This is a genomic window from Phytobacter massiliensis JC163 (assembly GCF_000321045.1).
Lineage (GTDB): Bacteria > Pseudomonadota > Gammaproteobacteria > Enterobacterales > Enterobacteriaceae > Phytobacter_A > Phytobacter_A massiliensis.
Genome location: NZ_HE578945.1, coordinates 1229462 through 1252183, shown reverse-complemented (window position 1 = coordinate 1252183; position 22722 = coordinate 1229462). Strand labels below are relative to the sequence as shown.

Annotated in this window: 21 protein-coding genes and 1 pseudogene; 11 read left to right on the top strand and 11 right to left on the bottom strand. The window is 56.3% G+C overall.

Annotation, left to right across the window (positions count from 1 at the left end):
* Positions 1-65: 65 nt before the first annotated feature.
* Positions 66-1310 (top strand): MFS transporter, encoded by a 1245-nt coding sequence (locus tag ENTHG_RS06110; protein WP_044176114.1) that lies wholly within the window; start codon positions 66-68, stop codon positions 1308-1310.
* A gap of 6 nt (positions 1311-1316) precedes the next feature.
* Here the strand turns inward: ENTHG_RS06110 and ydeE are convergent, their stop codons facing one another.
* Complete coding sequence (gene ydeE, locus ENTHG_RS06105; protein ID WP_044179056.1) at positions 1317-2504, bottom strand: efflux MFS transporter YdeE; 1188 nt, start codon at positions 2502-2504, stop codon at positions 1317-1319.
* Between the two features lie 186 nt (positions 2505-2690).
* Between ydeE and eamA the strand changes: the two genes are divergently transcribed.
* Entirely contained in the window at positions 2691-3587 is an 897-nt protein-coding gene (eamA, locus tag ENTHG_RS06100) for an O-acetylserine/cysteine exporter (protein WP_044176108.1), read from the top strand.
* Positions 3588-3617: 30 nt separating this feature from the next.
* Here eamA and marB read toward each other — a convergent pair whose 3' ends face one another.
* The 3 genes and pseudogenes from marB to marR form a co-directional block, all read right to left on the bottom strand.
* Positions 3618-3830 carry a multiple antibiotic resistance protein MarB gene (marB, locus tag ENTHG_RS06095; RefSeq protein ID WP_044176101.1) on the bottom strand — a complete coding sequence of 71 codons (213 nt, stop codon included), beginning with the start codon at positions 3828-3830 and terminating at the stop codon, positions 3618-3620.
* Between the two features lie 31 nt (positions 3831-3861).
* Positions 3862-4245: an MDR efflux pump AcrAB transcriptional activator MarA gene (gene marA / locus ENTHG_RS06090; RefSeq protein ID WP_044176096.1), complete on the bottom strand. Its 384-nt coding sequence runs from the start codon at positions 4243-4245 to the stop codon at positions 3862-3864.
* A gap of 17 nt (positions 4246-4262) precedes the next feature.
* Positions 4263-4696: pseudogene (marR, locus tag ENTHG_RS06085) on the bottom strand (multiple antibiotic resistance transcriptional regulator MarR).
* 212 nt (positions 4697-4908) lie between these two features.
* On the opposite strand from marR, the gene ENTHG_RS06080 reads away from it, so the two are divergent.
* The gene (locus ENTHG_RS06080; RefSeq protein ID WP_044176086.1) at positions 4909-5583 is read left to right on the top strand and encodes a MarC family NAAT transporter; all 675 of its coding nucleotides are present in this window, start codon (positions 4909-4911) and stop codon (positions 5581-5583) included.
* A gap of 34 nt (positions 5584-5617) precedes the next feature.
* Here ENTHG_RS06080 and ENTHG_RS06075 read toward each other — a convergent pair whose 3' ends face one another.
* On the bottom strand, positions 5618-6814 hold the full coding sequence (locus ENTHG_RS06075) for a sugar transporter (protein WP_044176078.1): 1197 nt from the start codon (positions 6812-6814) through the stop codon (positions 5618-5620).
* Positions 6815-6994: 180 nt separating this feature from the next.
* Here ENTHG_RS06075 and ENTHG_RS06070 point away from each other — a divergent pair, with 180 nt between their 5' ends.
* A complete protein-coding gene (locus ENTHG_RS06070; protein ID WP_044176068.1) occupies positions 6995-7786 on the top strand; it encodes a PhzF family phenazine biosynthesis protein in 792 nt (263 codons plus the stop codon).
* Positions 7787-8145: 359 nt separating this feature from the next.
* Positions 8146-9498 carry a fimbrial protein gene (locus ENTHG_RS25405; protein WP_145973638.1) on the top strand — a complete coding sequence of 451 codons (1353 nt, stop codon included), beginning with the start codon at positions 8146-8148 and terminating at the stop codon, positions 9496-9498.
* Positions 9499-9557: 59 nt separating this feature from the next.
* Here the strand turns inward: ENTHG_RS25405 and ENTHG_RS06060 are convergent, their stop codons facing one another.
* From ENTHG_RS06060 to ENTHG_RS06045, 4 genes are all read right to left on the bottom strand, one after another.
* Positions 9558-10874 (bottom strand): MFS transporter, encoded by a 1317-nt coding sequence (locus tag ENTHG_RS06060; RefSeq protein ID WP_044179053.1) that lies wholly within the window; start codon positions 10872-10874, stop codon positions 9558-9560.
* 61 nt (positions 10875-10935) lie between these two features.
* Complete coding sequence (locus ENTHG_RS06055) at positions 10936-11886, bottom strand: phosphoglycerate dehydrogenase (protein WP_044176053.1); 951 nt, start codon at positions 11884-11886, stop codon at positions 10936-10938.
* 44 nt (positions 11887-11930) lie between these two features.
* Positions 11931-12815, bottom strand: coding sequence for a dihydrodipicolinate synthase family protein (locus ENTHG_RS06050; protein WP_044176045.1), 885 nt, complete (start codon positions 12813-12815; stop codon positions 11931-11933).
* 12 nt (positions 12816-12827) lie between these two features.
* Positions 12828-13973 carry an iron-containing alcohol dehydrogenase gene (locus ENTHG_RS06045; RefSeq protein ID WP_044176038.1) on the bottom strand — a complete coding sequence of 382 codons (1146 nt, stop codon included), beginning with the start codon at positions 13971-13973 and terminating at the stop codon, positions 12828-12830.
* A gap of 171 nt (positions 13974-14144) precedes the next feature.
* Here ENTHG_RS06045 and dtnK point away from each other — a divergent pair, with 171 nt between their 5' ends.
* From dtnK to ENTHG_RS06030, 3 genes are read left to right on the top strand one after another with little or no spacing between them, the layout of a single operon-like run.
* Positions 14145-15380, top strand: a complete 1236-nt coding sequence (dtnK, locus tag ENTHG_RS06040) for a D-threonate kinase (RefSeq protein ID WP_044176032.1) — start codon at positions 14145-14147, stop codon at positions 15378-15380.
* The gene (locus tag ENTHG_RS06035; RefSeq protein ID WP_044176026.1) at positions 15373-16359 is read left to right on the top strand and encodes a D-threonate 4-phosphate dehydrogenase; all 987 of its coding nucleotides are present in this window, start codon (positions 15373-15375) and stop codon (positions 16357-16359) included. Before dtnK ends, ENTHG_RS06035 begins: the two co-directional genes overlap by 8 nt.
* A gap of 1 nt (position 16360) precedes the next feature.
* Entirely contained in the window at positions 16361-17122 is a 762-nt protein-coding gene (locus tag ENTHG_RS06030) for a DeoR/GlpR family DNA-binding transcription regulator (protein WP_044176016.1), read from the top strand.
* Between the two features lie 11 nt (positions 17123-17133).
* Here the strand turns inward: ENTHG_RS06030 and ENTHG_RS06025 are convergent, their stop codons facing one another.
* Together ENTHG_RS06025 and ptrR are read right to left on the bottom strand one after the other, a co-directional pair.
* On the bottom strand, positions 17134-18078 hold the full coding sequence (locus ENTHG_RS06025; protein ID WP_044176007.1) for an L-lactate dehydrogenase: 945 nt from the start codon (positions 18076-18078) through the stop codon (positions 17134-17136).
* Positions 18079-18198: 120 nt separating this feature from the next.
* Positions 18199-19056 (bottom strand): putrescine utilization regulator PtrR, encoded by an 858-nt coding sequence (gene ptrR / locus ENTHG_RS06020; protein WP_044175997.1) that lies wholly within the window; start codon positions 19054-19056, stop codon positions 18199-18201.
* Between the two features lie 98 nt (positions 19057-19154).
* On the opposite strand from ptrR, the gene sad reads away from it, so the two are divergent.
* The 3 genes from sad (at position 19155) to ENTHG_RS06005 (ending at position 22683) form a co-directional block, all read left to right on the top strand.
* On the top strand, positions 19155-20543 hold the full coding sequence (sad, locus tag ENTHG_RS06015) for a succinate-semialdehyde dehydrogenase (protein WP_044175988.1): 1389 nt from the start codon (positions 19155-19157) through the stop codon (positions 20541-20543).
* A gap of 115 nt (positions 20544-20658) precedes the next feature.
* The gene (locus ENTHG_RS06010; RefSeq protein ID WP_044175983.1) at positions 20659-22248 is read left to right on the top strand and encodes a methyl-accepting chemotaxis protein; all 1590 of its coding nucleotides are present in this window, start codon (positions 20659-20661) and stop codon (positions 22246-22248) included.
* A 42-nt stretch (positions 22249-22290) separates the two neighbouring features.
* Positions 22291-22683, top strand: coding sequence for a DUF4186 domain-containing protein (locus tag ENTHG_RS06005; RefSeq protein ID WP_044175975.1), 393 nt, complete (start codon positions 22291-22293; stop codon positions 22681-22683).
* Positions 22684-22722 lie beyond the last annotated feature (39 nt).

Sequence of the window (22722 nt, the reverse complement as noted above, 5' to 3'; positions counted from 1 at the left end):
CCATCCACAACGGAGCCAGCAATGAGCAACCATCAAGGCGCCTTTTTTCTGAATGGAGAAAGAGCGTGAGTGCGCATACCTCTTATGCCCGCAGGCCGCGGGCATTTCATTTTTCCTCTTTTCGTTATCTCTTTTTTGGCCGCCTGCTCACCGTGCTGGGTAACGGTATTGCGCCGATAGCGCTGGCCTTCGCGGTGCTGGATATCGGCGGCTCGGCAACGGAGCTGGGGCTGGTGGTGGCCGCCCGCTCTGTTTTTAACGTCGCCTTTTTGTTGATTGGCGGCGTACTGGCGGATCGCTATTCCCGCAGCCGGGTGCTGGTCTGTTCATCGCTGGTGGCCGCGCTGGCGCAGGGTATTGTGGCCTGGCTGGTGCTTGACGGCAGCGCGACGGTGGCCCTGCTGGCCGTGCTCGGCGCGTTTAACGGGGCGGCGGCCGGAGTGGCGCTGCCGGCTTCGTCATCCATGGTGCCGCAAACGGTGCCGGTGAAATGCCTGCGGGAGGCGAACGCCTTTATTCAACTCGGCGTCTATGGCGGAACGGTGATTGGCGCATCCCTCGGCGGCGTGCTTACCAGCGCCATCGGGCCGGGCTGGGGGCTGGCGATTGATGCGCTGGGCTTTGCCGCCTCCGCGCCGCTCTATCTGCTGATCCGCATGGCCCCGGCAGCGACGAAAGAGCAGCAGTCGAACCTGCTACAGGACTTGCGCGACGGCTGGCGGGAGTTTATTTCCCGCAGCTGGGTGTGGGTGGTTGTCGCGCAGTTTACCCTGGTCAATGCTGCGCTAAGCGGCGTCATGATGGTGCTTGGGCCGGTCGTGGCCGATGCCTCTTTTGGCCGTACCGGATGGGGGCTGTCGGTTGCGTCGCAAAGCATCGGGCTGATACTGGGATCGTTGCTGGCGCTGCGCTGGCGTCCCCGGCGAGACTTTTTTATCGGCGTGTCGCTGGTGGCGCTCTGCGCGCTGCCGATGTTGTTTATGAGCCTGATACCCTACACCCCGGTATTGATGGCCGCCTTTTTGCTGGCGGGGCTCAGCGTCGGGCTGTTCGGCGTTGTCTGGGCGCAGGCGCTGCAGACCCATATCCCGCCGGAAAAACTGGCGCGGGTCTATGCCTACGACGCGATGGGCTCGTTCGTGGCGATCCCGGTAGGGGAAATCGCCGCCGGGCCGCTGGCACACCATTACGGCAGCGCTGGCGTCCTGCTGGCCTGCGCGGCGGTAGTGGTACTGGCCACCCTGGCCGCCAGCATGACGCCAGCGGTGCGCCATTTCAGCAACGGCCCGCAGCTTCGCTCGCGGGCGTAGATAACGCTACTGCGGCTGAAGCTGTACCAGCGGTCTGGCCTGCATGCCGCGCAGCAGCATCAGCCAGGCCAGCACAATGGCGAGCATCAGGATTGCAAACAGCGACCAGGGCGGCAGGGTGGTAAGAATGATCCCGGTCGCCATGGGGTTCATTGCCGCGCCCAGCCAGCCCAGCGCCTGGGCTGAAAAATAGCTCGCTTTCATTCCCGGCGGCGCGATGTTATCAATCAGCATATATTCCCCCGGCGCGTAAATCACTTCGCCCAGGGTAAAGACCGCCGCCGCCGCGCCCCAGAACCAGAGGTTGCTACCGGCAAAGATAAAGCCCCCAAGCCCAAGTAAAAAGCAGAGGGTGCCAAACGACATATACCCACGCAGGTTGCTGGCGGTGAGCCGGCGGCCAACGGCGTACTGTAGCGTAACCACCAGCGCCGCGTTGACCGGCAGCACCACGGCAACCACCTTTTCGGCAAAGGCGCTATCGGCAACCGACATCACGTACTGTGCGATGCAGGAGGCGAACGACCCGCCAGCAAATGACGCCAGTAAGCCTGAGAGCGTAAACCAGCGTAGGGCGCGGTCACGCAGCAGCACCGAAGGGGACCAGGCCACCGTCTCCGCGGTAGTCTGCGCCACGCTGACCCGGCGGACGTAGAGCTTAATCAACATCAGCGGTACCGCAGAGCAACCCACCGCCAGCCAGAACGGAAGATTAATGCTGTGCATGATAAGCAGCGTGCTGAGCGGCGGGCCGATAGTCCAGCCGATATTAAGCATGGTGTAGTTAAGCGAAAAGATTTTCGCTTTCGTCGCAGGCGCAAGGGTATCGGAAAAATAGGCTTTCAGTACCGTGGAAAAAACCGAGTAGGCGCAGTTAATCAGCGAAAACAATATCACGACCAGACCCGCGTGGTTAACCAGCGGAATAGCGGCAAAGCCTAACAGAAATATCCCTATTGCCAGCAGCATATAGCGTTTTTTATCGAACTTATCGGCGAGAATGCCAAAGCCGAGGCTAAAAATGACGCCGATAGTCATCGCCACCGTCAGGGCATAACCGATTTGATCCACCGCCATCGCGTACTGGCGATTGAGGTAAATCGTCATAAACGGCAGCGTTGCGCCCCGGCCAATAGTGAGCAGTAGAGAAGACGCCAGCAGCGCGACAATAGAACGGTTACGTTTGGTGAACATGTTTTTGCTCGAGCAGTGATATTTTTTTGTGATGTCTAAAGCAATATCATGCAAAAAGCGTGAAGTACACCCGTTGATTTATCGCCAGATGCGAAAACTGACCTGCCAAAAATAATGATCTGTCGCTGGACACTTTTTTAAGTTAACGTAAATTTTTTACAAATTTTTAAAAAACAGGGGAAGGGTATGACGCGTAAAGATGGGCTGCTGGCGCTGCTGGTAGTGGTAGCCTGGGGGCTGAATTTTGTGGTGATCAAAGTTGGCCTGCACAACATGCCGCCGCTGTTGCTGGCGGGTTTGCGCTTTGTGCTGGTGGCCTTTCCCGCGCTGCTGTTTGTCTCCCGCCCGAAGGTACCGGTGCGTTTGCTGCTGGGCTACGGCTTGACCATCAGCTTTGGTCAGTTCGCGTTTCTGTTTTGCGCGATCAAATTGGGCATGCCCGCCGGGCTGGCCTCGCTGGTTCTGCAGGCTCAGGCCTTTTTCACCATTATCCTCGGGGCGGGGGTTTTCGGCGAACGCCTGCAGGCTAAACAGCTGGTGGGGATTACGCTTGCGGTGCTGGGGATTCTGGTGCTGGTCGAAACCAGTCTCACCGGGCAACACATTCCGCTTATCGGCTTTCTGCTCACCCTGGCGGGCGCATTCTGCTGGGCCTGCGGCAACATCTTCAATAAAAAAATCATGTCGCACGCCTCCCGCCCGCCGGTAATGTCGCTGGTGGTCTGGAGTGCCTTAATCCCCATCATCCCGTTTATGGTCGCCTCAATAATTTTTGAAGGGCCGGCGCTGATGGCGCAGAGCCTGGTCAGCATCGATCTGATCACGATACTGTCGCTGGTGTATCTGGCTTTTGTCGCCACGATTATTGGCTACGGGATCTGGGGAACGCTGCTGGGGCGCTATGAAACCTGGCGTGTCGCGCCGCTGTCGCTGTTAGTGCCGGTAGTGGGGATGGCAAGCGCCGCACTGCTGCTGGATGAGTCGCTGAGCCTGCTGCAGCTGGTTGGCGCGGTGATGGTCATGGCCGGTCTGTATATCAACGTCTTTGGTTTTCGCATCCGGCGGGCCGTACAGGCAGGGTAAAAAAAGCCCCGCGTTGAGCGGGGCAAGCGATTAGCCGCGTTGGTTATAGTAAGCCACGCCTAATTCGTCGGATTTATCACTCCCCGCCGCCATGTGGTTAAAGTCAAAGGGTGACTGTTCATGGACGGTAGAGACAACAATGGCACTGTTTTGTTGATTCGCGTTATGGGCGAGCTGTTCCGCATAACTCTGGCCGGTAAAGAGCACCATCACGGTGAGGGCGGCGCAGGCGATACGTTTCATGATTTCCTCGATACGTCTTTAAAGCAGGCGATTAATAGTTACAGTTATTAATGGGATAGAGATAACGAGATTCTCCCGGTATATCCGTGACGCGGTACTTGTGCGGCGGCACGTCAAAATAGTTTTTGAAAGTGCGCGTCAGGGTCTGCTGCGATTCAAAGCCGTAACGCTCCGCCAGGTAAAGGATAGGCTCGTTACTCTCTTTCAGCTTCTGTGCGATCTCAGTCAGCTTGCGGCTGCGAATGTATTGACCCAGTGAATGGCCGGTTTCTTTTTTAAACATCCGTTGCAGGTGCCATTTGGAATAACCGGAGCGCTCTGACACTTTCTCCAGTGACAAAGGGGACTCCAGGTTATCTTCGATCCAGTCCAAAATGCTATGAATAGTGATGGCGTCAGTATTGCGTCTGGACATCGTCATACCTCTTTTGGTTACGGCAGAACTTTCTTGAGCAAGTGCTCAAGGGTTGCCACTTCTTCCGCCGTTAAGTTTTTTGTTAGTTCCTGATGCAGGTCTTGTCCTACTAATTGATGACATTGCTCACACAGCGCCGCGCCGTCTGCCGTTAACTGCACCAGCACGCCGCGCTTATCATGAGGATTGGGGTTTCGTTCGATCCAGCCTTTACAGACCAGCCTGTCCAGCATGCGCGTCAGTGCGCCGAGATCGACAGAAAGCACCTTTTTCAATTCGACCGGGGTGATACAGCCCTGACAACGGATAGAGCACAACACCTTAAACTGTGCTGCGGTGATATCCATTGGCGAGAGATAGTCGTTGAGTAAACGATCTTTTTTTGGTTCACCATATGGATCAAGCGGCCAAGCGGAATGATTTCGTTAAACAGATCGCTGGTACTTTTCACAATGGTTGCCCCGGCAAGTAGTTAGTCACGGCAGATATTATTGCTCAGGCAAGTATAAGTCAACTGAATGAATTGGCTGATGCCACATTTTGCTAAAAGGCACTTTTGGCACCAGGGGTGAAGGAAAAACCGCTGACAACGCGGCATGGGAAGAGGCGTCGCAAGCAGTTATACTGGCGGGCAGTCAAAAACGGCACGGAGTGTTTTGTAAAATGATGGATCTGTTTAAAGCGATTGGTCTGGGGTTGGTGGTGATATTGCCGCTGGCAAACCCGTTGACCACCGTGGCGCTCTTTTTAGGGCTGGCGGGGAATATGAACAGCGCCCAGCGCAACCAGCAGGCCCTGATGGCCTCGGTATATGTGTTCGCCATTATGATGGTGGCCTGGTATGCCGGGCAGGTGGTGATGAACACCTTTGGCATTTCTATTCCCGGGTTGCGCATTGCCGGGGGGCTGATTGTCGCCTTTATCGGCTTTCGGATGCTCTTTCCGCCGCAAAAAGCCCATGAGGCTCCGGAGGTCAAAAGCAAATCGGAGGAGCTGGAAGAGGAGCCCTCTGCCAATATCGCCTTCGTACCGCTGGCGATGCCCAGCACGGCGGGCCCCGGCACCATTGCGATGATCATCAGCTCTGCCTCTACCGTGCGCGACAGTTCGACCTTCGCGCAATGGGTGGTGTGGGCCGCGCCGCCGCTGGTGTTTGCCGCCGTGGCAATTATTCTTTGGGGCTGCCTGCGCAGTTCAGGGGCGATTATGCGGCTGGTGGGCAAAGGGGGGATTGAGGCTATCTCCCGCCTGATGGGCTTTTTACTGGTCTGTATGGGCGTGCAGTTTATCATCAACGGCGTGCTGGAGATTGTGACCACATTCCACGCCGGAGCCTGAGTTACCGGGGCGGCGCAGTGCCGCCCCGCCATTATCAGGAATGGTGCGGCTGCTCTTCAAGCGCCACCGGCCAGCGGCGGAAAATCACTACCGACCAGATGAGCGCCGCCACCGCCGGGATTGCCCCCGCATAGCCGATAGCCGACATGGACCACTGCAGGCTCACCTGATTTCCCACCAGCGCGCCCGCGCCGATACCAATATTAAAAATACCGGAGAACAGCGCCATTGCCACGTCGGTGGCGTCCGGTGCCAGCGCCAGCACCTTCACCTGCATGCCAAGGCCGATAATCATGATCGCCACGCCCCAGAAGATGCTCAGCACCGCAAGGTGCGTTTCGCTGCCGGAAGCAGGCAGCAACAGCAGCAAAGCGATAACCAGCATCGCGATGGCAATGCTAATCAGCCCGGAGGCGTGCCGGTTACCAAGCTTGCCAAACAGAATACTGCCGACGATGCCCGCACCGCCCAGCAGCAACAGCAGCAGCGTCGCAAAGTTGCCGCTCAGGCCTGCCACATTCTGCACAAAGGGTTCAATGTAGCTGTAGGCGGTGTAGTGGGCGGTGACCACCACGACGGTCAGAATATAGATTGAGAGTAGAGCCGGGCGACGAAACAGTTCGGGCAGGCTTTTCAGCGAGCCGGAGTGTTCGCTCGGCAGCGCGGGCAGCAGCTTGATCAGGCACACCAGGGTAATGAGCGCCCCAAAACCAATGGCGAAGAAGGTGGTGCGCCAGCCGAAATATTGCCCCACCACACGGCCGATAGGGATACCTAATACCATCGCCAGCGCCGTACCGGTGGCAATCAGGCTCAGCGCCTGCGCCCGCTTGCCCGCCGGGGCCAGTCGAATGGCCAGCGAGGCGGTAATCGACCAGAAAACCGCATGGGCGAAGGCGATGCCGATACGGCTTATCACCAGTACCTGGAAGTTCCACGCCAGAAACGACAGCACGTGGCTGGCGATAAACAGCACAAACAGCGCGATGAGCAGCTTGCGCCGTTCAATCTGGCTGGTGAGCAGCATAAACGGCAGGGACATCAGCGCCACCACCCATGCGTAGATGGTCAGCATGATGCCTACCTGCGGCGTCTCCATGTCGAAGCTGCGGGCGATATCGGACAATAGCCCCACCGGCACAAATTCAGTGGTATTAAAAATAAACGCGGCGACGGCCAGCGTCACCACGCGAAGCCATGCGACCCTGCGCGAAACAGTATTGGTTGTCATAACGTTTTCTGGCATTAATGGCAGGAAAATGATGGGGCGATCTTAAATCCGTTGCTGGCGAAAAGACAACCATTTTGTGATGTGGATCTCATTTTTTAGCGGGTGGTAAAAAAGCGATTGAATCCGCGGACAATACAAGAGAAAAACATAAGAAAACAAAGGAAAACAAAAGGAAAGGCTATGCACACAATCGACTTCTATATGGTGGATGCTTTCAGCGACCACACCTTTGGCGGCAACGCCGCCGCGGTTTGCCCCCTGACGGAGTGGCTGCCGGATGAACTGCTACTGAAAATGTCGCAGCAGCATAACCAGTCAGAAACCGCTTTTTTCGTCCGGAACGATACCGGATACGAACTGCGCTGGTTTACCACTCAGGGAGAGATTAACCTGTGCGGCCATGCCACTCTTGCCGCTGCCCATGTGATCTTTGAGTACCTGGATTTCCCGGATGCCACGATTCATTTTGCCACCCGCTTCGTCGGGCCGCTCACGGTTACCCGCAACGGCGACTGGCTGACGCTGGATTTCCCGGCCTGGCAAACGCAGGCAGTGGATAACCCGCCGCCACTTTTGCTGAAGGCGCTGGGGATTACCGGGGCCAGAGAGATCCGCGCCGCCCGCGATTACCTTGTGGTGCTGGAAAATCAGCAGCAGGTAGAAGCCGTCACGCCGGACATCGCCGCGATGATCCCGCTGGGCAAAATGGTCTGCATTACCGCGCCGGGGGATAACCATGATTTCGTCAGCCGCTTTTTCTGCCCGGGCGAAGCGGTAGCGGAAGACCCGGTTACCGGCTCCACCCACAGTATGCTTATCCCTTACTGGGGGGAGAAGTTAGGTAAGACGGTTATGCAGGCACGCCAGGTGTCCGCCCGCGGCGGCGAGTTGCGCTGTGAATGGCAGGGGGAGCGGGTGAAGATTGGTGGCCAGGCGACCCTCTATCTGATTGGCAAGGTCTACCTGCGCTAAGAGTCTGGTAATGAGCAGACCCTCTTCTCTATCGCCGGCAGGGAGAAGAGGGTAAGTGACAGCGTCACAAAAATTGAGCCAAAAGTTTTTGTCGGATAAAAAACCAGGAATCTATCCAGGCCAAAAACGGCCACACGGTACAAAACGCGTAGACCTGACCGCACACGCAGCGAGCCAGGGGAATTTCGGTTTCCAGAAATAACGCCCTCTGAAACATCTCTATCGAATGGCACAACCATCTTTCGTTTGCGCAATGTGTCCTTTAACATTTTGTGAAAATAATATTCTTAATATTGAGCTTTATAAAAACGACAGATTTGGTAGAGCATCATCACGGAAAGATACAAGGATATAATCATATGGAGTGTTTCATTACCCACATCCGCAGAGAGCATAACCACACTGATGCAGGTTTACCCTGGAAAAGCCTAAAAGTACTCTCTACCACTATTGTTTTGTCGTTATGCGTTGCTAATGAAGTTCGTGCCGCGACTCTAACCGAAACTATTTACTGGAAGAACGGTGCGCAAGCAGGAAAGGTGGCAGGAACCTGTATTTACACCATCCCTGATAATAAGCCTTTATCGGTTAACAGAACATTGGTCCTGGATAATAGCTTGCCTGTGGGTACCACTCTTTATACTATACCCTATGCTGCGTTTCTACATTTCACCATTCAGTGTGGAGGTTCAGGGCTGGGAAATGACGATCCCAAAATAACAACAACTGCGTCAGGAGGAACGTTCCTCAATCTTGGGGTAAGTTTTTCCGGGGATACAGGAGTAGCGCCTTATTATACCTATACGAATAATAGCGGTATCGCCATAAAATATACTTTCATGGTTAACACTGCCGCTAATCGAAACTATAAATTCGTCGCTTTTCCTGCCTCCGGAGACTCAAGTCAGGGGTTGTACTCCTCGCTGACTCGTTTTAATGGTAACGTTGTAGAGAGCCGTTATGAATCAGGGAAACAAAAATATCAGGACTTTATTAATAGTTATGCATTTGTAGGCGTGGATCATAGTGATGGTAAATACTACTTTACCGATCCGACCAATTACATGCAAACAATACAATCATTTTCAGCGATGGCTGATTTAATTAAAATTGGTGATATTAATTACAATGATATTCCACTGAAATTAAAGTATGGTAGCGGCATTCAGGTGTATGCCAACAATGCTTACAGCAATGCCAATTTTGACATCGGCGGCGGCGGTATAAAGATAGTGCGTCCAACCTGCAAACTGGATACTAAAAACTATACAATTCCCATGTCGTCCTGGGTGAGTATCGATCCCGTTGCAAAACCGGGGGCTTTCCCGGCCTATGGCAGCCAGGTGCCGGTAAATATCACGATGCAGTGTTCCGGCAAGGTGGACGATACTCAAATCAGCTTTGAAGATGCCAATAGCTTGACCACAAGGCAGGATGTTGGCCTGTATGATTCGGCTGGCGGCTCGCTTATTGACGGACTGGCTGTTCAGCTTTTATACAAAAACGCCGTGGTCCCGACGGATAATACCAAACTGACAATAAGCGGGCTTGGCTCGACAAAAAGCAGTCCTGACAGTACGCCACTCTTTAACTCGCTCAGCACAATCAACTTCAACGCGCGCTACGTACAGACGGCGGCGATTAAGAAGAACGGTGCCAATTATACCGGGCCGGTCGTTGGGAAAGTGAATATCTGGGTGACGTATAATTAGATTAATATGTCTGTTTAGCTACAAAATATTACCCCGGCATGGTTGCCGGGGTTTTTAGTTTAATGCTGTTTAACTGTGTCCAGTTGGGGCAGAGGATCGTTATCGACAATCGGCTCTATTTTACCCAGCAGGAACAGGTAATTGAGGATGCCAATTACTACCAGAATCGCTGAGAAAACTAGTGCCCAGGTAAAGGAACCCGTTGCTGCGACAATCGCCCCGGTAATGATTGGACCTACCGCACCGCCCATGTTTGATACTGTATTTTGCAAACCTGCTACAATCGACACGCTGTTCTTCGGTGCCACGTCACCAGGGAGTGCCCAGACCTGAGATGCGGCAACAGTAGTACCCGACTTCGCCACACAGAGCAGGAATACCGTCATAAACACTGAATCGGTGAAGGGAGCAAAACCGATGCACAGTGCCATCAGAAGACCAATGACCAGAAACAGCTTACGCGTCGCGGTTAATGACAACACTTTTTTATGCACCATGCGGTCAGAAGCCCAGCCTGCGAATACTTCTATAACCATTCCGCACAGAAGGGGGAGCGCAGCCACCATACCCATTTTAATAAAGTCCATGCCTTTATCTTTTACCAGATAGGTTGGCAGCCAGGTGATAAAGAAATAGGAAGTATAGTTAATGGTGAAAAAGCCTATGCACATTGCCCAAATATTACGATAGCGCAGCAGCTTATACCATTTCATCGGCAGGACGGATTTGTCACCGTGTTTCTGCACCTGGCCATCACGAATATGGCGTATCTCTTCCTGGCTGATTTTTTTATGTTCTTCCGGGTTTTCAGCATAAATAAAGTACCAGGCAATAACCCAGAACAGTCCTACACTACCAATAATCAGGAAGGTCAAACGCCAGTCAAAGGTATAAATCATCCACACGATAAGGGGCATCGCCACTGCGCCACCAAATTTTGAAGCGCTGTCAAATAAGCCGGAGACGGTGGCGCGCTCTTTATCCGGGAACCAGCGCGCGGCAATACCCGCATTACTCGGGTAGGCAGCTGCTTCCCCTACGCCAAGCGCCAGACGCAGCGCCAGCAGGGATTTGAAGCCGGTCGCCACTCCCATTAATGACGTAGCGATAGACCACCAGGCAACGGCAAAACCCAGCCCTTTTTTCTGACCAAAGCGATCGACAAACCAACCTGCCGGGATCTGCAACAGCGAGTAGGACCAGAAGAAGGCAGCCATAATAAAGCCCATCATCTCAGGGTCCAGACTCAGTTCATCAATAAGATGAGGAGCGGAGGCTGATAAAACAGTGCGGTCTATGTAGTTAATGGCTATCGCCAGCCACATTAAACCTGCTATCCACCAGCGAATACGTGTCTTAGCGGCAATATTATTCATATGTCGGCTCATATTCAGATGTTCTTGAAAAGTGGAAATGCCAGGCATTTCCACACAAATATTATAAATCGTTCATTATATTTCCGGGGCGCTGCTGATGAATCACACAGTCAATTATGTGTTTTACGCAGCGCTCGCCGATACCATTGATCGCACCATCGGTATAGCCAGCGATATGCGACGTTGGGAAGAAATTCTCAAGCGTAAATAGAGGGTGTTGATTACAGGGTTCGTTAGTAAAGACATCAGCAGCAGCGCCAGCGATAACATTATTTTTTAGTGCGTCATATAATGCTTCTTCATTAACTACACCGCCACGCGAAACGTTAATTAAATAGGCGCTCTTTTTCATTTTCTCCAGACGTGGCTTATCGAAAAGATCACGCGTTTGTGGGGTAAGCGGCGTATGAAGGGAAATAAAGTCACTCTCTTTTGTCAGCGTCTCCAGGGAGACATATTCAATATTATTGGCTGCGGCAAATTCCCGATCTTGCCAGTCGTCGTGAGCCAGGACACGCATATTAAAACCGCGTGCCCGAAGCGCAACCTGCTTACCGATATTGCCAAGACCCACAATACCGATTGTTTTTCCATATACATCTGTAGCAAAAATACGCGGCCAGTTGCCGCCTCTGGTTCCATTGATTGCCTGCGGCAGCTGGCGGGCGCAGCTCAGGATTAGGGAGAAGGCAAAATCGGCTACGGCGTGTTTATTCGCGTCCGGCACGTTAGTGACGAAAATATTTTTTGCCTTACAGGTGTCGAGATCAATGTTATCAACCCCCACGCCGTGCTTGCAGACGATTTTCAATTCAGGCGCTTTCGCCAGCAGCGCGGCATTAACCTCAGTAAAGGCGACAATCATCGCGACAGTGTCTGCAAGATGCGGCTCCAGATCACTCAACGGCGCGTCGGCGGGCAATGTAATCAATTCCAGACCTGCCTGCTGTAACTGCGTTACAGGGGTTGAATCATACTTAGCAAAAGAGGGGGAAGTACAAATTACTTTCATTTTGCGTTCCTTTAAATAGCGGCGCACTGCGCCGCTTATAAAAATCACTGCAGGTAGTTTTTGATAACGTTTTTGATCTGTTGAACCTGCTGCTCATCAAATTCCACCGCATAGCGGCTGTCGCCGACATCCTGTCCGAGGATTTGCAGCGCTTTTTTAACTGCAGCGGGAGAGAAGGCCACTTTATACAGATCGGTACGCAGGCCGGTGACGTTCTCCTGCGCCTGGCGGGAAGCCTCGATATCACCTGCTTTAAAGTGTGACCAGATCGCATTAATTTCTTTGGGCGCAACGTTCGCCAGCCCCGAAATACAGGCCGAGCAGCCGTCAACGAAACCCTGATGAATAAGTGAATCCGGCCCGTTCAGCACGTTAAAATTCGCCACCCCTTTTACGGCGTTAAGGAAACCGCTCAGGCTTTCATAGCTGCCCGCGCTGTCTTTAATGCCGATAATGTTGGGGTGATCCGCCAGGGTGCGGACCGTCTGCGGTTCAAGGGTGTTCCCGGTGCGGGCAGGGATGTTATATAAAAAAACCGGTACGCTGAGCGCGTCGGCAATGGCCGTATAATGGCTAATTAACTCTTGTTGTTTTAAAGGGACAAAATAGGGGGTGATGACCGAAACCGCATCCACGCCCAGCTTCTCAATCTGTTTGCCCAGACGGATGGTTTCGCGGGTGGAGATTTCGCCAATATGCGCCACCACGTTAGCGCGGCCCGCCACTTCATCCACGCAGGTCGCGGTGACCGCAACCTTTTCCTGCTCATTAAGCACAAAAAACTCACCGTTGGTGCCGCCGCAGAAGATGCCATTGCCGGCGGAAAGCTGGCGATTAATCTGCGTGCGCAAGGCGGCAGGGTTAAAAGCGCCATCGTTGTCAAACGGGGTAACAATGGCGGTTAAAACCCCTTCAATTTTCCTGGTCATATCATTTTCCTTTTATTTTACGGGAAACAACGTCTGATAAATCGCCTGCACATCGTTATGGTCGACGGTGCAGGGGGCGTTATTCATTAAGCGTTTTACGTTAAGGGCGGCATCGGCCAGCGCCGGGATATCCGCCCGCGGCACGCCAAGGCTCTCCAGGTTATCCGGCAGGTTGAGGCGTTTCACCAGCGCGGCGAAATAGTCCACCAGCGCATGCGACTTCGCTTCGTCGCTGAGGCTGAGGTCAGCGCCGGGCACCAAATCCCACACCTGAGCGAATTTTTCCACCGCGTGCGGGCGCACCACTTTCATACAGGGGGCCAGCAGGATGGCATTGGCGACGCCGTGCGGCAGGTGGTAGGTGCCGCCGAGCGGATAGGAGAGCGCGTGTACCAGATGCGTACCGGCATGGGTAATCGCCGCGCCGCCGTAATAGGAGGCCCAGAGCATTTCCAGCCGCGCCGCCAGGTTCTGCGGCTCGTTCACCGCCGTCTCGATATTGTTGAGCAGCTTGCGCAGGCCGGTCAGGGCCACGTTGTCGCTCACCGGGTTGGCGATGGTGGCGGTAAAACACTCAATCAGATGACACAGGGCATCAATGCCGGTAGAAGAGGCGATATGCGCGGGCATGCTGGTGGTCAGCTCCGGCAGCAGGGCAACATAATCCGGCAGCAGTACCGGGGAGATGATTCCGACCTTGGTATTCTGTTCCGGAATCGCCAGAATCGCGTTTGGCGTGGCCTCCGAGCCGGTACCGGCGGTGGCCGGGATCAGCAGCGAAGGAATGCGGTCGGTCGGTTTTTCCCCGGCGAGCAGCGCCTCAAGCCCCGGCGAACGCGGGTGATGCAGCACCGACAGCAGTTTAGCGACATCCAGCACGCTGCCGCCGCCAATGCCAACAACCATATCGAAAGCGGCATCCGGCGCGTCGCCGAGAATCCGGGTGACATCATGCTGGCTGGGCTCTGGCGGCACGTTATCGATAAGCTGAACCTGGCGGCCTTCGGCCTGCAGCAGCGTCACAATCTGCTGCGTCGCGGCGAGCCTGATGATGTTAGTGTCGCTGACCAGTAAAAGTCTCTTTTTCCCTGTAAGCAGTGGCGCGATCGCGGGAATGCAACCTGCGCCGCTGATCAATGTGCTGTTTATGGTTACCACAACCTTCTCCTGTTCTGGTTATGATTGAATTCACTCATTAAGCTTCAATCATGGTTACTGTGTGGCTGAAATTTATAATTTATCCGGCAATTAAATAAGTTGATCTTGCTCACATATAATCAATTATGATTGAATATAATCATTGGCAGAACTTAACGACCCGGAGCAGGGATGAACGAACAGACCGCAACCCCCCAGATAGTGATTCTGGCCGACGACTTTACCGGCGCGAACGACGCTGGCGTGAGCCTGGCGCAGGCGGGCATACGTACAGAAGTGACGCTGGAGGCCAGCTACCAGAGCGACGCTGAGGCCCTGATTTACAACAGCGACAGCCGCGCGCTGCCTGCCGACGCGGCAAATCGTGCCGTGGCGACGCTGACCGAAACCGTGCTGCGCCACTACAACCCGGCGTGGCTGGTGAAAAAGATGGATTCCACCCTGCGCGGCAACCCCGGCCCGGAAGTCGCGGCCATGCTGCAGGTGACCGGCGCGGCGGCGGCTATTGTCGCACCGGCCTTCCCGGCAGCAGGCCGCGTTACCGTGGAGGGGCGTTGCCTGGTGAACGGCGTGCTGATTACGGAAACGGAATTTGCCAGCGATCCGAAGACGCCGGTTCACAGCGCAGAGATCGGCGCGCTCTTTACGCTGCCTGCTCAGAACGTACAGCCCTGGCAGCTGCCCGCGGCGCTGGCGGCGGCCAGCCGGGAGAACCCGGTGGTGCTTGTTGTTGATGCCCGGACCGATGACGATCTGGATGCGATCGTGACCCACGCCTGGCAGGCGGGCGAGAGGCCGCTGCTGGTGGGCTCTGCGGGGCTGTGCGATGCCTTATCGCGCCGTCTGGCGCCAGAGAAAAAGGCCGTAGCGCTGGCGATCGTCGGCTCGATGAGTGAAATCGCTCAACAGCAAATTCATGCCGCCGCGGCGCATCCGCGCTGCGAGCAAATATTTATTGATATCAACGCCGTCTTTGCCCCGTCTGCGACCGACTATCGCACGGCGATCGTGAACGCGCTCGCTGGCGGGCGGCACTGCGTGGTGCATACCTGTCCTGATACCCACGCGCGGCATCAGGTGGCTGCGCTCTGTGAACGTTATGGCATCAGCCGCGCCGAGTGCGGCGAGCGCATCTGCGCCTTTTTAGGCGAACTGGTGCGGGATGTGCTGGCCCGGCGCGCGCCGGACGGCCTTTATCTTTCCGGCGGCGACGTGGCGATTGCGGTAGCACGCGCGCTCGGTGCCAGCAGCTTTCAAATTCAGGGGCGTGCGGCAGGCTGCGTGCCATGGGGTTATTTTTCAGGTTGCGAATGGCAACGACCAGTGATGACCAAAGCAGGCGGTTTCGGCGACGAGACCACGCTGCTTAAGGTTTTGCAATTTATCGAGGAGAAATCGAGTGACTAATGTTATTGCCGTAACGATGGGCGATCCGGCGGGGATTGGCCCGGAGATCATTATTAAATCGCTGGTCGAAGGTGAACTGTCCGGTGCGCCGGTGGTGGTTATCGGCTGCGCGCAGACCTTCCGCCGTATTCTGGCGCTCAACGTCACGCCGCAGATTGAGATGCGGGTAATTTCGCAGGTGGCGGAGGCGCAGTTCGCCCCGGGCGTGATGAACGTGCTGGACGAGCCGCTGGCCGATCCTGAGGCGCTGGTGCCGGGAGAAGTACAGGCGCAGGCGGGCGATCTGGCCTATCGCTGCGTGCGCAGGGCAACCGCGCTGGCGATGGCGGGTGAGGTGAAAGCTATCGCTACCGCGCCGCTCAATAAAGAGGCGTTACATCTGGGCGGGCACAATTATCCGGGGCATACCGAACTGCTGGCGAAACTGACCAATACCAGCGACTACGCGATGGTGCTCTATACCGACAAGCTTAAAGTGATTCATGTCACCACCCATATTGCGCTGCGTAAATTCCTTGATACCCTCAACCAGGAGCGGGTAAAAACGGTGATCCGCGTCGCCGACCATTTCCTCAAGCGCGTTGGTTTCGCCAGTCCGCGTATTGCGGTCGCGGGGGTTAACCCTCACGCGGGGGAAAACGGTCTTTTTGGCGATGAAGAGATAACCATCGTCGGCCCGGCTATTGAGGCGATGAAAGCCGAAGGGCTGAATGTCTACGGCCCGTGCCCGCCGGATACGGTGTTTATGCAGTGCCATGAAGGCATGTATGACATCGTGGTAGCGATGTATCACGACCAGGGGCATATTCCGTTAAAATTGCTGGGTTTTTATGATGGCGTTAATATCACGGCGGGCCTGCCGTTTATCCGCACCTCTGCGGACCACGGCACCGCGTTTAATATCGCCTGGACCGGCAAAGCAAATCCGGAAAGCATGGCGGTGTCGATTAAGTTAGCGATGCAAATCACACGAGAATAATATGAAGGGATATAACCGGTTAGAACAGATTATGGACTACCTCAAAGGGCATAATCTGGTAACGGTGGATCAGCTGGTGGCGGCGACCAACGCCTCCCCGGCAACCATCCGCCGCGATCTGATTAAGCTCGATCAGGAAGGGGTGATCAGCCGCTCTCACGGCGGCGTAACCCTGAACCGGTTTATTCCTTCCCAGCCGACCACCCATGAAAAGATGCAGCGCAACCTGGCGGAAAAACACGCCATTGCCAGCGCCGCCGCCGCGCTGGTAAAGCCGGGAGACGCCATTGTGCTGGATGCGGGCACCACCATGATTGAGCTCGCGCGGCAGTTGACCCATCTGCCGCTGCGGGTGATCACCAGCGACCTGCACATTGCCTTGTTTCTCTCAGAATTTAGGCAGATTGAAGTGACCATCATTGGCGGGCGTATCGATGATTCCAGCCAGTCCTGCGTGGGGGAGCACGGACGCAGGCTGCTGCGAAATATCTGGCCGGACGTGGCGTTCGTCAGCTGCAACGGCTGGGATCTGGAGAAGGGCATTACCTCGCCCACCGAGGAGAAAGCGGCCCTGAAACGGGCGCTGATCGATAATGCTCAGCGCCGGGTGCTGCTGGCGGACAGCAGTAAATATGGCGCATGGTCGCTGTTTAATATTGCCCGTCTCGACTCGCTGACCGATATCATCACCGACGCACAGTTGAGCGATGATATCCGCCAGCAGCTTGCCGGGTTACCGGGCCGCTTAACCATCGCCCAGTAACCGCCTCGCCGTCAGGGCAGGCGAGCAATATTGGCTTTAATCACCGAGACGGAGTGGTTGAATTTCGCCACTTCGTCTTCCCGCAGTTGCAGTTCGATAATCTGCTGCACGCCGCTTTGGGTCAACACCGCCGGTACGCCGATGGCGACATCGTTAACGCCATATTCCCCGTCAAGCACACAGGAGATAGCCAGCGCGCGATGGCTGCCGGTAAAGATATTGCGGCAGATTTCAGCGATGGTCCCGGCAATGCCATATTCGGTGCAGCCCTTGCGGTTGTAGATTTCAAAACCGTGCTTGCGCACCCGCTCCGCCAGGGCGTCGTAATCAATCTCCTGCCCGGTGCGCCGCCGCCAGACGTCGGCGATGGGCGAGCCGTAAACCGAGGAGTGCGACCACACCGGGAACTGGGTATCGCCGTGTTCGCCAAGGATAAAGGCGTCGATGCTCTGGGCACCGATATCCAGCGTCTGGGCCAGCGCCCGCCGCAGGCGGGTGGTATCCAGCCAGACGCCGGTGCCGATAACCTGGCTGCGGGGCAGGCCGGAGAGTTTCCACACCTGCCAGGTGATGATATCGCAGGGATTGGTGGCAACCAGGAAAATGCCGTTGAAGCCGCCTGCCATCATACCTGGCACAATATTCTTCACGATTTTCGCCGTGCTTTGCAGCTCATCAAGGCGGGTCTGGCCCGGCTTGAGCGCGCCGCCGGAGACGGTAATGACGGCGATGTCCACATCCGCACAGTCAGACGCCTCGCGGGTGCTAATGTTCATCATTCCCGGCATGTAGGCAGCGGCATCCGCCAGATCCTGCGCGTGGCCTTCCACGCGTTCGCGGTTAAGGTCAACCAGAATCAGCTCTTCGGCAATATTCTGGTTGAGCAGGGCATAGGCGGCGGACGCGCCGACATTTCCGGTACCAATGATCATCACTTTGCGGGCTTTGGTATTCATCTGAGTTCCATTATCAGCATTAAGCGTGAGCGTAAGTTACCGCCACCGCGACATTATGCGCAACGTCCTGGAAGATATATAAGTTAATGCTATGGCGGAACGTGCGGGAATGTAGCGTAATTAACGTTCGTTCAGCAGTTCAATAAAAGCCGTCAGGTGAGGGGTTTTCGCGCCGCGACGCCATACCAGCCAGGTGGTCAGCCAGCGCCACTTTTCCGTTAGCGGCCAGGCATCCACCTGCTGGTGGCCGGGCATACTTTCCAGCATGCTGCGGGGGATCAGCGCCAGCCCGGCACCGGCAATCACGCAGGCCAGCATCCCGTGGTAGGACTCCATTTCATGGATCCTGCCGGGCGTCGCCTTATCGGCCTGGAACCAGCTCTCAAAATGGCGTCGGTAAGAGCAGTTGGCGCGAAAGGCATAGATGCTGGCGCCGTTAACCTGTTGCGCGCGGCTGATGGGCGTGTGGCCGCGGGGCGCTACAATCATCATCTCCTCCTGATAAACAGGAATACCCTCCAGCCCCGGATGCATCACCGGGCCATCAACGAAGGCCGCGCTTAAGGTTCCCTCCAGCACGCCGTCGATCATCGTCCCGGAGGGGCCGGTAGCGAGGTCAAACTGAATACGGGGGTAACGCCGGTTATAGGCGGCGAGGGTGGCGGGAATGCGTACCGCGGCGGTGCTCTCCAGCGCGCCCAGCGAAAACAGCCCCTGGGGTTCGTCACCCGCCACGACCATCCGCGCCTCATCAACCAGCGCGAGGATCTGCTGGCTGTAGCGCAGGAAACTGTGCCCGGCCGGAGAGAGCCGCAGGCGCTGGTTTTCACGAATAAACAGCTCGACGCCGAGATCGGCTTCCAGCTGGCGGATACGGGTGGTGAGATTCGACGGCACGCGGTGCACCTTCTGCGCCGCCTGGGTGATGCTGCCCGTTTGCGCGACGGCGTTGAACATCTCCAGCTGCGTGAGATCCATGACTTTCTCCATTCGTGAACAAGTCGGTTAATATTATTCATTTTTCATAAAGAATAAAAGCGGTGAAAATAGCGTCATATTTTTACAGGAGCCGACATATGACCCTTTCACCTGCGAGCCACGCTATTTCCGTTAACCCCGCCAGCGGCGAGACGCTTTCCGCCATTCCTTGGGCCAGCCAGCAGGTGGTGGATGCCGCGCTGGCGCTTGCCGACAGCGGCTATCGTCTGTGGCGGCAGACCCCTGTTGCAGAGCGTGCGCAACGGCTGCGCGAACTTGGCGCGGCGCTGCGTCGTCGCGGTGAGGAGATGGCGCAGACCATAACCCGCGAGATGGGTAAACCCATTGTTCAGGCGCGGGCCGAGGTAGCGAAATCCGCCGGTCTTTGCGACTGGTATGCCGAATACGGCCCGGCGATGCTGGCCCCGGAACCGACGCTGGTGGAAGGCGGAAACGCGGTCATTGAGCGCCGTCCGCTGGGGCCGGTGCTGGCGGTGATGCCGTGGAATTTTCCGCTCTGGCAGGTGATGCGCGGCGCGGTGCCCATTCTGCTGGCAGGCAACAGCTACCTGCTTAAACACGCTCCGAATGTGACCGGCTGCGCGGCGCTGCTGGCGACGCTGTTCACCGAAGCGGGCTTCCTGCCGGGAACATTTGGCTGGGTTAATGCCACCAACGAGGGGGTAAGCCAGGCCATTAACGATCCGCGCATTGCGGCCGTTACGGTGACGGGTAGCGTGCGGGCGGGCGCCGCGATTGGCGCGCAGGCCGGCGCGGCGCTGAAAAAGTGCGTGCTGGAGCTTGGCGGCGCCGATCCCTTTATTGTGCTCAACGATGCCGATCTGGACATGGCGGTGAAAGCGGCGGTCGCCGGGCGCTATCAGAATACCGGGCAGGTCTGCGCGGCGGCGAAACGCTTTATCGTCGAGGCGGGGATCGCTGAGCGTTTCACCGAACGCTTCGTCGCCGCCGCCGCCGAACTGAAACAGGGCGCGCCGGATGATGAAAGCACCTTCCTTGGACCGATGGCCCGTTTCGATCTGCGCGATGAACTGCATGCCCAGGTAGAGGCGACCCTGCGTGAAGGGGCGACGCTGCTCTTAGGCGGCAGTAAAACGCCGGGCGCGGGCAACTACTATCCGGCAACGGTGCTGGGCAACGTCACGCCGGAAATGACAGCGTTTCGTCAGGAACTGTTCGGCCCGGTAGCCGCCATTACGGTAGCGAAGGATGCGCAGCACGCGCTGACGCTGGCTAATGACAGTGAATTCGGTCTCTCCGCCACCGTCTTTACCGCTGATGAAGCGCTGGCTGCGGATTTTGCCGCTCGCCTGGAGTGCGGCGGCGTCTTTATCAACGGCTACAGCGCCAGCGACGCCCGGGTGGCGTTTGGCGGCGTGAAGAAGAGCGGCTTTGGCCGGGAGCTCTCCCATTTCGGTCTGCATGAGTTTTGTAATGTGCAGACGGTGTGGAAAAACCGGGTATAGGTTTTATCCCGGATGCGGCGTTGCGCCGTATCCGGGCTTCGAATCCTTTTCTGTCATGGTTTCGTCATACAGCTTACGTAGACTCGACGCCATCGTGAGCTTGTAGAAGAATATCATGAACTTAACGCAAATTTTTCGCCGGTTATTCCGGCGTTTCACACCACGGCATTTTGGTTTACTGGCAGGTATCTTCTGGATAATAGGCCTGTTTTCCGCCTTGCAAATTGCCTCCTCTCTTTTTCTCTCCGCTTCACTGAGCGACGCGCAACGTAACGAACAGCTCAATCAGCAAAGCCACCTCCAGCAGGTGAAAATCGACGAGGCCCGCGTCTCGCTGCTGGCGGCGAGCGATCTGCTTAACCGCGCGGGCGTCTACTTTATGCAGGATAAAGAGACCGGCTCTGACGGGAGCTGGCATAGCCTGATGGATGAAGCGCAGCAGGCGCTTGTTACTTCCCAAAAGGCCTGGCAGGGGTGGCTGGCGCTCAACCCGCCCAAAGATGAGGCGCTGACCAACAGCTATCGGCTCTTCTATGACGCCATAAAAGAGCAGGCGGACGGGCTGGTGAAAACCGACTCCATCGACGCCTTCTTCGCCGTGCCCGCCCAGGCGTTTCAGGCCGACTTTAATGAGAACTACGCCCGCTTTCAGCAGGCCAGCAGTCAACGGGCTGAGCAGGGGCGGCAGGCGCTGACCGGTAATCTGGCGCAGCTTCAGCGCCTGTTTCTGACCCTGCCCGTGCTACTGGTGGTGATTGCCCTGGTGGTGTGGTTTTCCATGTCCCGATGGGTTATTACCCCGCTGCGTCTGCTGATTAACCATATCAACACGCTGGCGGCAGGGGATCTCTCGACGCCGCTGCCCGCGGTAACCTGCTTTAACCGTGAGATTTCCCAGATAAGCGACAGCATTAATACCATGCAGCAGGGGCTGCAACAGCTGGTGGCGCAGGTGAGCCACGCCACGCGTTCGATGGCGGAAACTATTGAGCGGCTGGGGGAGGGAAATCAGACGCTGTATCAGCAATCGACGCGTCAGGCGCAGGAGCTGGCGGAGGTTACTGCCCATATCGCTACGCTGGAGTCCCACGTCGAGGGCAATACCGGCTATGCGAAGCTTGCCAGCGAGCAGGCGGATGAGGCGCGAAAAGTGGCGGCAGGAGGCGATACGATGATGGCGACGGTGAATGAGTCAATGCGGGCGATAGTCGATCGCGCCTCTGAGATGCGTGGCATCGTTGAACTGATTGACGGCGTCGCGTTTCAGACCAATATCCTCGCCCTGAACGCGGCGATAGAAGCGGCGCACGCGGGCAATCACGGGCGCGGCTTTGCCGTCGTGGCGAAAGAGGTGGGGCTGCTGGCGCGCAAAAGCAGTCACTCCACCCAGACCATTCAGGCGCTTATTAACCACTCTTTGCAGGGGATTTCGGCAGGATCGCAGGCGGTAAGCAGGCTGGAAGACAACCTGCAACAGGTGACCGGGTTGGTGGCGCATCTCAGCGGTTTACTTAATGATATCTCGACGGCCACCCTCAGCCAGGGGGAGAGCATTCACCATATGACGCGCCAGCTTCACTCGCTCAACACGGTGGCACGGCGCACTGGCGAACTGGTTAATCACGCCGCGCAGGCTTCCGGGCAGCTGCATGATGATTCGCACCGGCTGATGCAGGCGGTCTCCCGTTTTCGTTTGCCCGCCTGATTTTTGTTATACTCGCTGCCCTTCACGCTAAAGGGAGCGAGTATGACTATCCCCGGTGACAATGGCGCAGCGGACCCGCGTCTGGAGCGGCTCTTCGCCCGGCTTGCCCGTTCGGCCTTTCGTTCACGATTTCGCCTTGGCGTCAAAGAGCGCCAGTACTGCCTCGATAAAGGGGCAGAGGTGGTGCGCGCTCATGCCGCCGATTTCATCGCGCAGCGGCTTGCCCCTGCCATGCCGCGTAACGACGGTAAACAGACCCCGATGCGCGGCCATCCTGTTTTTATTGCCCAGCACGCGACGGCAACCTGCTGTCGCGGCTGTCTGGCGAAGTGGCATGAGATTCCGCAGGGGGTCGCGCTGACCGAAGCACAACAGTGTTACGTCGTGGAGGTTATCTTCCACTGGCTGGTGCAGCAAATGAACGCCCCGCGGTAGTGTGTTAAAAGCCTGTTATCTGCTTATTACATGTTAAGC

What these genes read in the sequence shown, in the direction of transcription:
- ptrR (WP_044175997.1), bottom strand. Translation starts at nt 19,056, where the DNA reads ATGGATCTCACGCAGCTGGAGATGTTCAACGCCGTCGCGCAAACGGGC.
- dtnK (WP_044176032.1), top strand. Translation starts at nt 14,145, where the DNA reads ATGAACGAACAGACCGCAACCCCCCAGATAGTGATTCTGGCCGACGAC.
- marA (WP_044176096.1), bottom strand. Translation starts at nt 4,245, where the DNA reads ATGTCCAGACGCAATACTGACGCCATCACTATTCATAGCATTTTGGAC.
- ENTHG_RS06070 (WP_044176068.1), top strand. Translation starts at nt 6,995, where the DNA reads ATGCACACAATCGACTTCTATATGGTGGATGCTTTCAGCGACCACACC.
- ydeE (WP_044179056.1), bottom strand. Translation starts at nt 2,504, where the DNA reads ATGTTCACCAAACGTAACCGTTCTATTGTCGCGCTGCTGGCGTCTTCT.
- ENTHG_RS06010 (WP_044175983.1), top strand. Translation starts at nt 20,659, where the DNA reads ATGAACTTAACGCAAATTTTTCGCCGGTTATTCCGGCGTTTCACACCA.
- eamA (WP_044176108.1), top strand. Translation starts at nt 2,691, where the DNA reads ATGACGCGTAAAGATGGGCTGCTGGCGCTGCTGGTAGTGGTAGCCTGG.
- sad (WP_044175988.1), top strand. Translation starts at nt 19,155, where the DNA reads ATGACCCTTTCACCTGCGAGCCACGCTATTTCCGTTAACCCCGCCAGC.
- ENTHG_RS06050 (WP_044176045.1), bottom strand. Translation starts at nt 12,815, where the DNA reads ATGACCAGGAAAATTGAAGGGGTTTTAACCGCCATTGTTACCCCGTTT.
- ENTHG_RS25405 (WP_145973638.1), top strand. Translation starts at nt 8,146, where the DNA reads ATGGAGTGTTTCATTACCCACATCCGCAGAGAGCATAACCACACTGAT.
- ENTHG_RS06060 (WP_044179053.1), bottom strand. Translation starts at nt 10,874, where the DNA reads ATGAATAATATTGCCGCTAAGACACGTATTCGCTGGTGGATAGCAGGT.
- ENTHG_RS06080 (WP_044176086.1), top strand. Translation starts at nt 4,909, where the DNA reads ATGATGGATCTGTTTAAAGCGATTGGTCTGGGGTTGGTGGTGATATTG.
- ENTHG_RS06025 (WP_044176007.1), bottom strand. Translation starts at nt 18,078, where the DNA reads ATGAATACCAAAGCCCGCAAAGTGATGATCATTGGTACCGGAAATGTC.
- ENTHG_RS06005 (WP_044175975.1), top strand. Translation starts at nt 22,291, where the DNA reads ATGACTATCCCCGGTGACAATGGCGCAGCGGACCCGCGTCTGGAGCGG.
- ENTHG_RS06055 (WP_044176053.1), bottom strand. Translation starts at nt 11,886, where the DNA reads ATGAAAGTAATTTGTACTTCCCCCTCTTTTGCTAAGTATGATTCAACC.
- ENTHG_RS06030 (WP_044176016.1), top strand. Translation starts at nt 16,361, where the DNA reads ATGAAGGGATATAACCGGTTAGAACAGATTATGGACTACCTCAAAGGG.
- marB (WP_044176101.1), bottom strand. Translation starts at nt 3,830, where the DNA reads ATGAAACGTATCGCCTGCGCCGCCCTCACCGTGATGGTGCTCTTTACC.
- ENTHG_RS06075 (WP_044176078.1), bottom strand. Translation starts at nt 6,814, where the DNA reads ATGACAACCAATACTGTTTCGCGCAGGGTCGCATGGCTTCGCGTGGTG.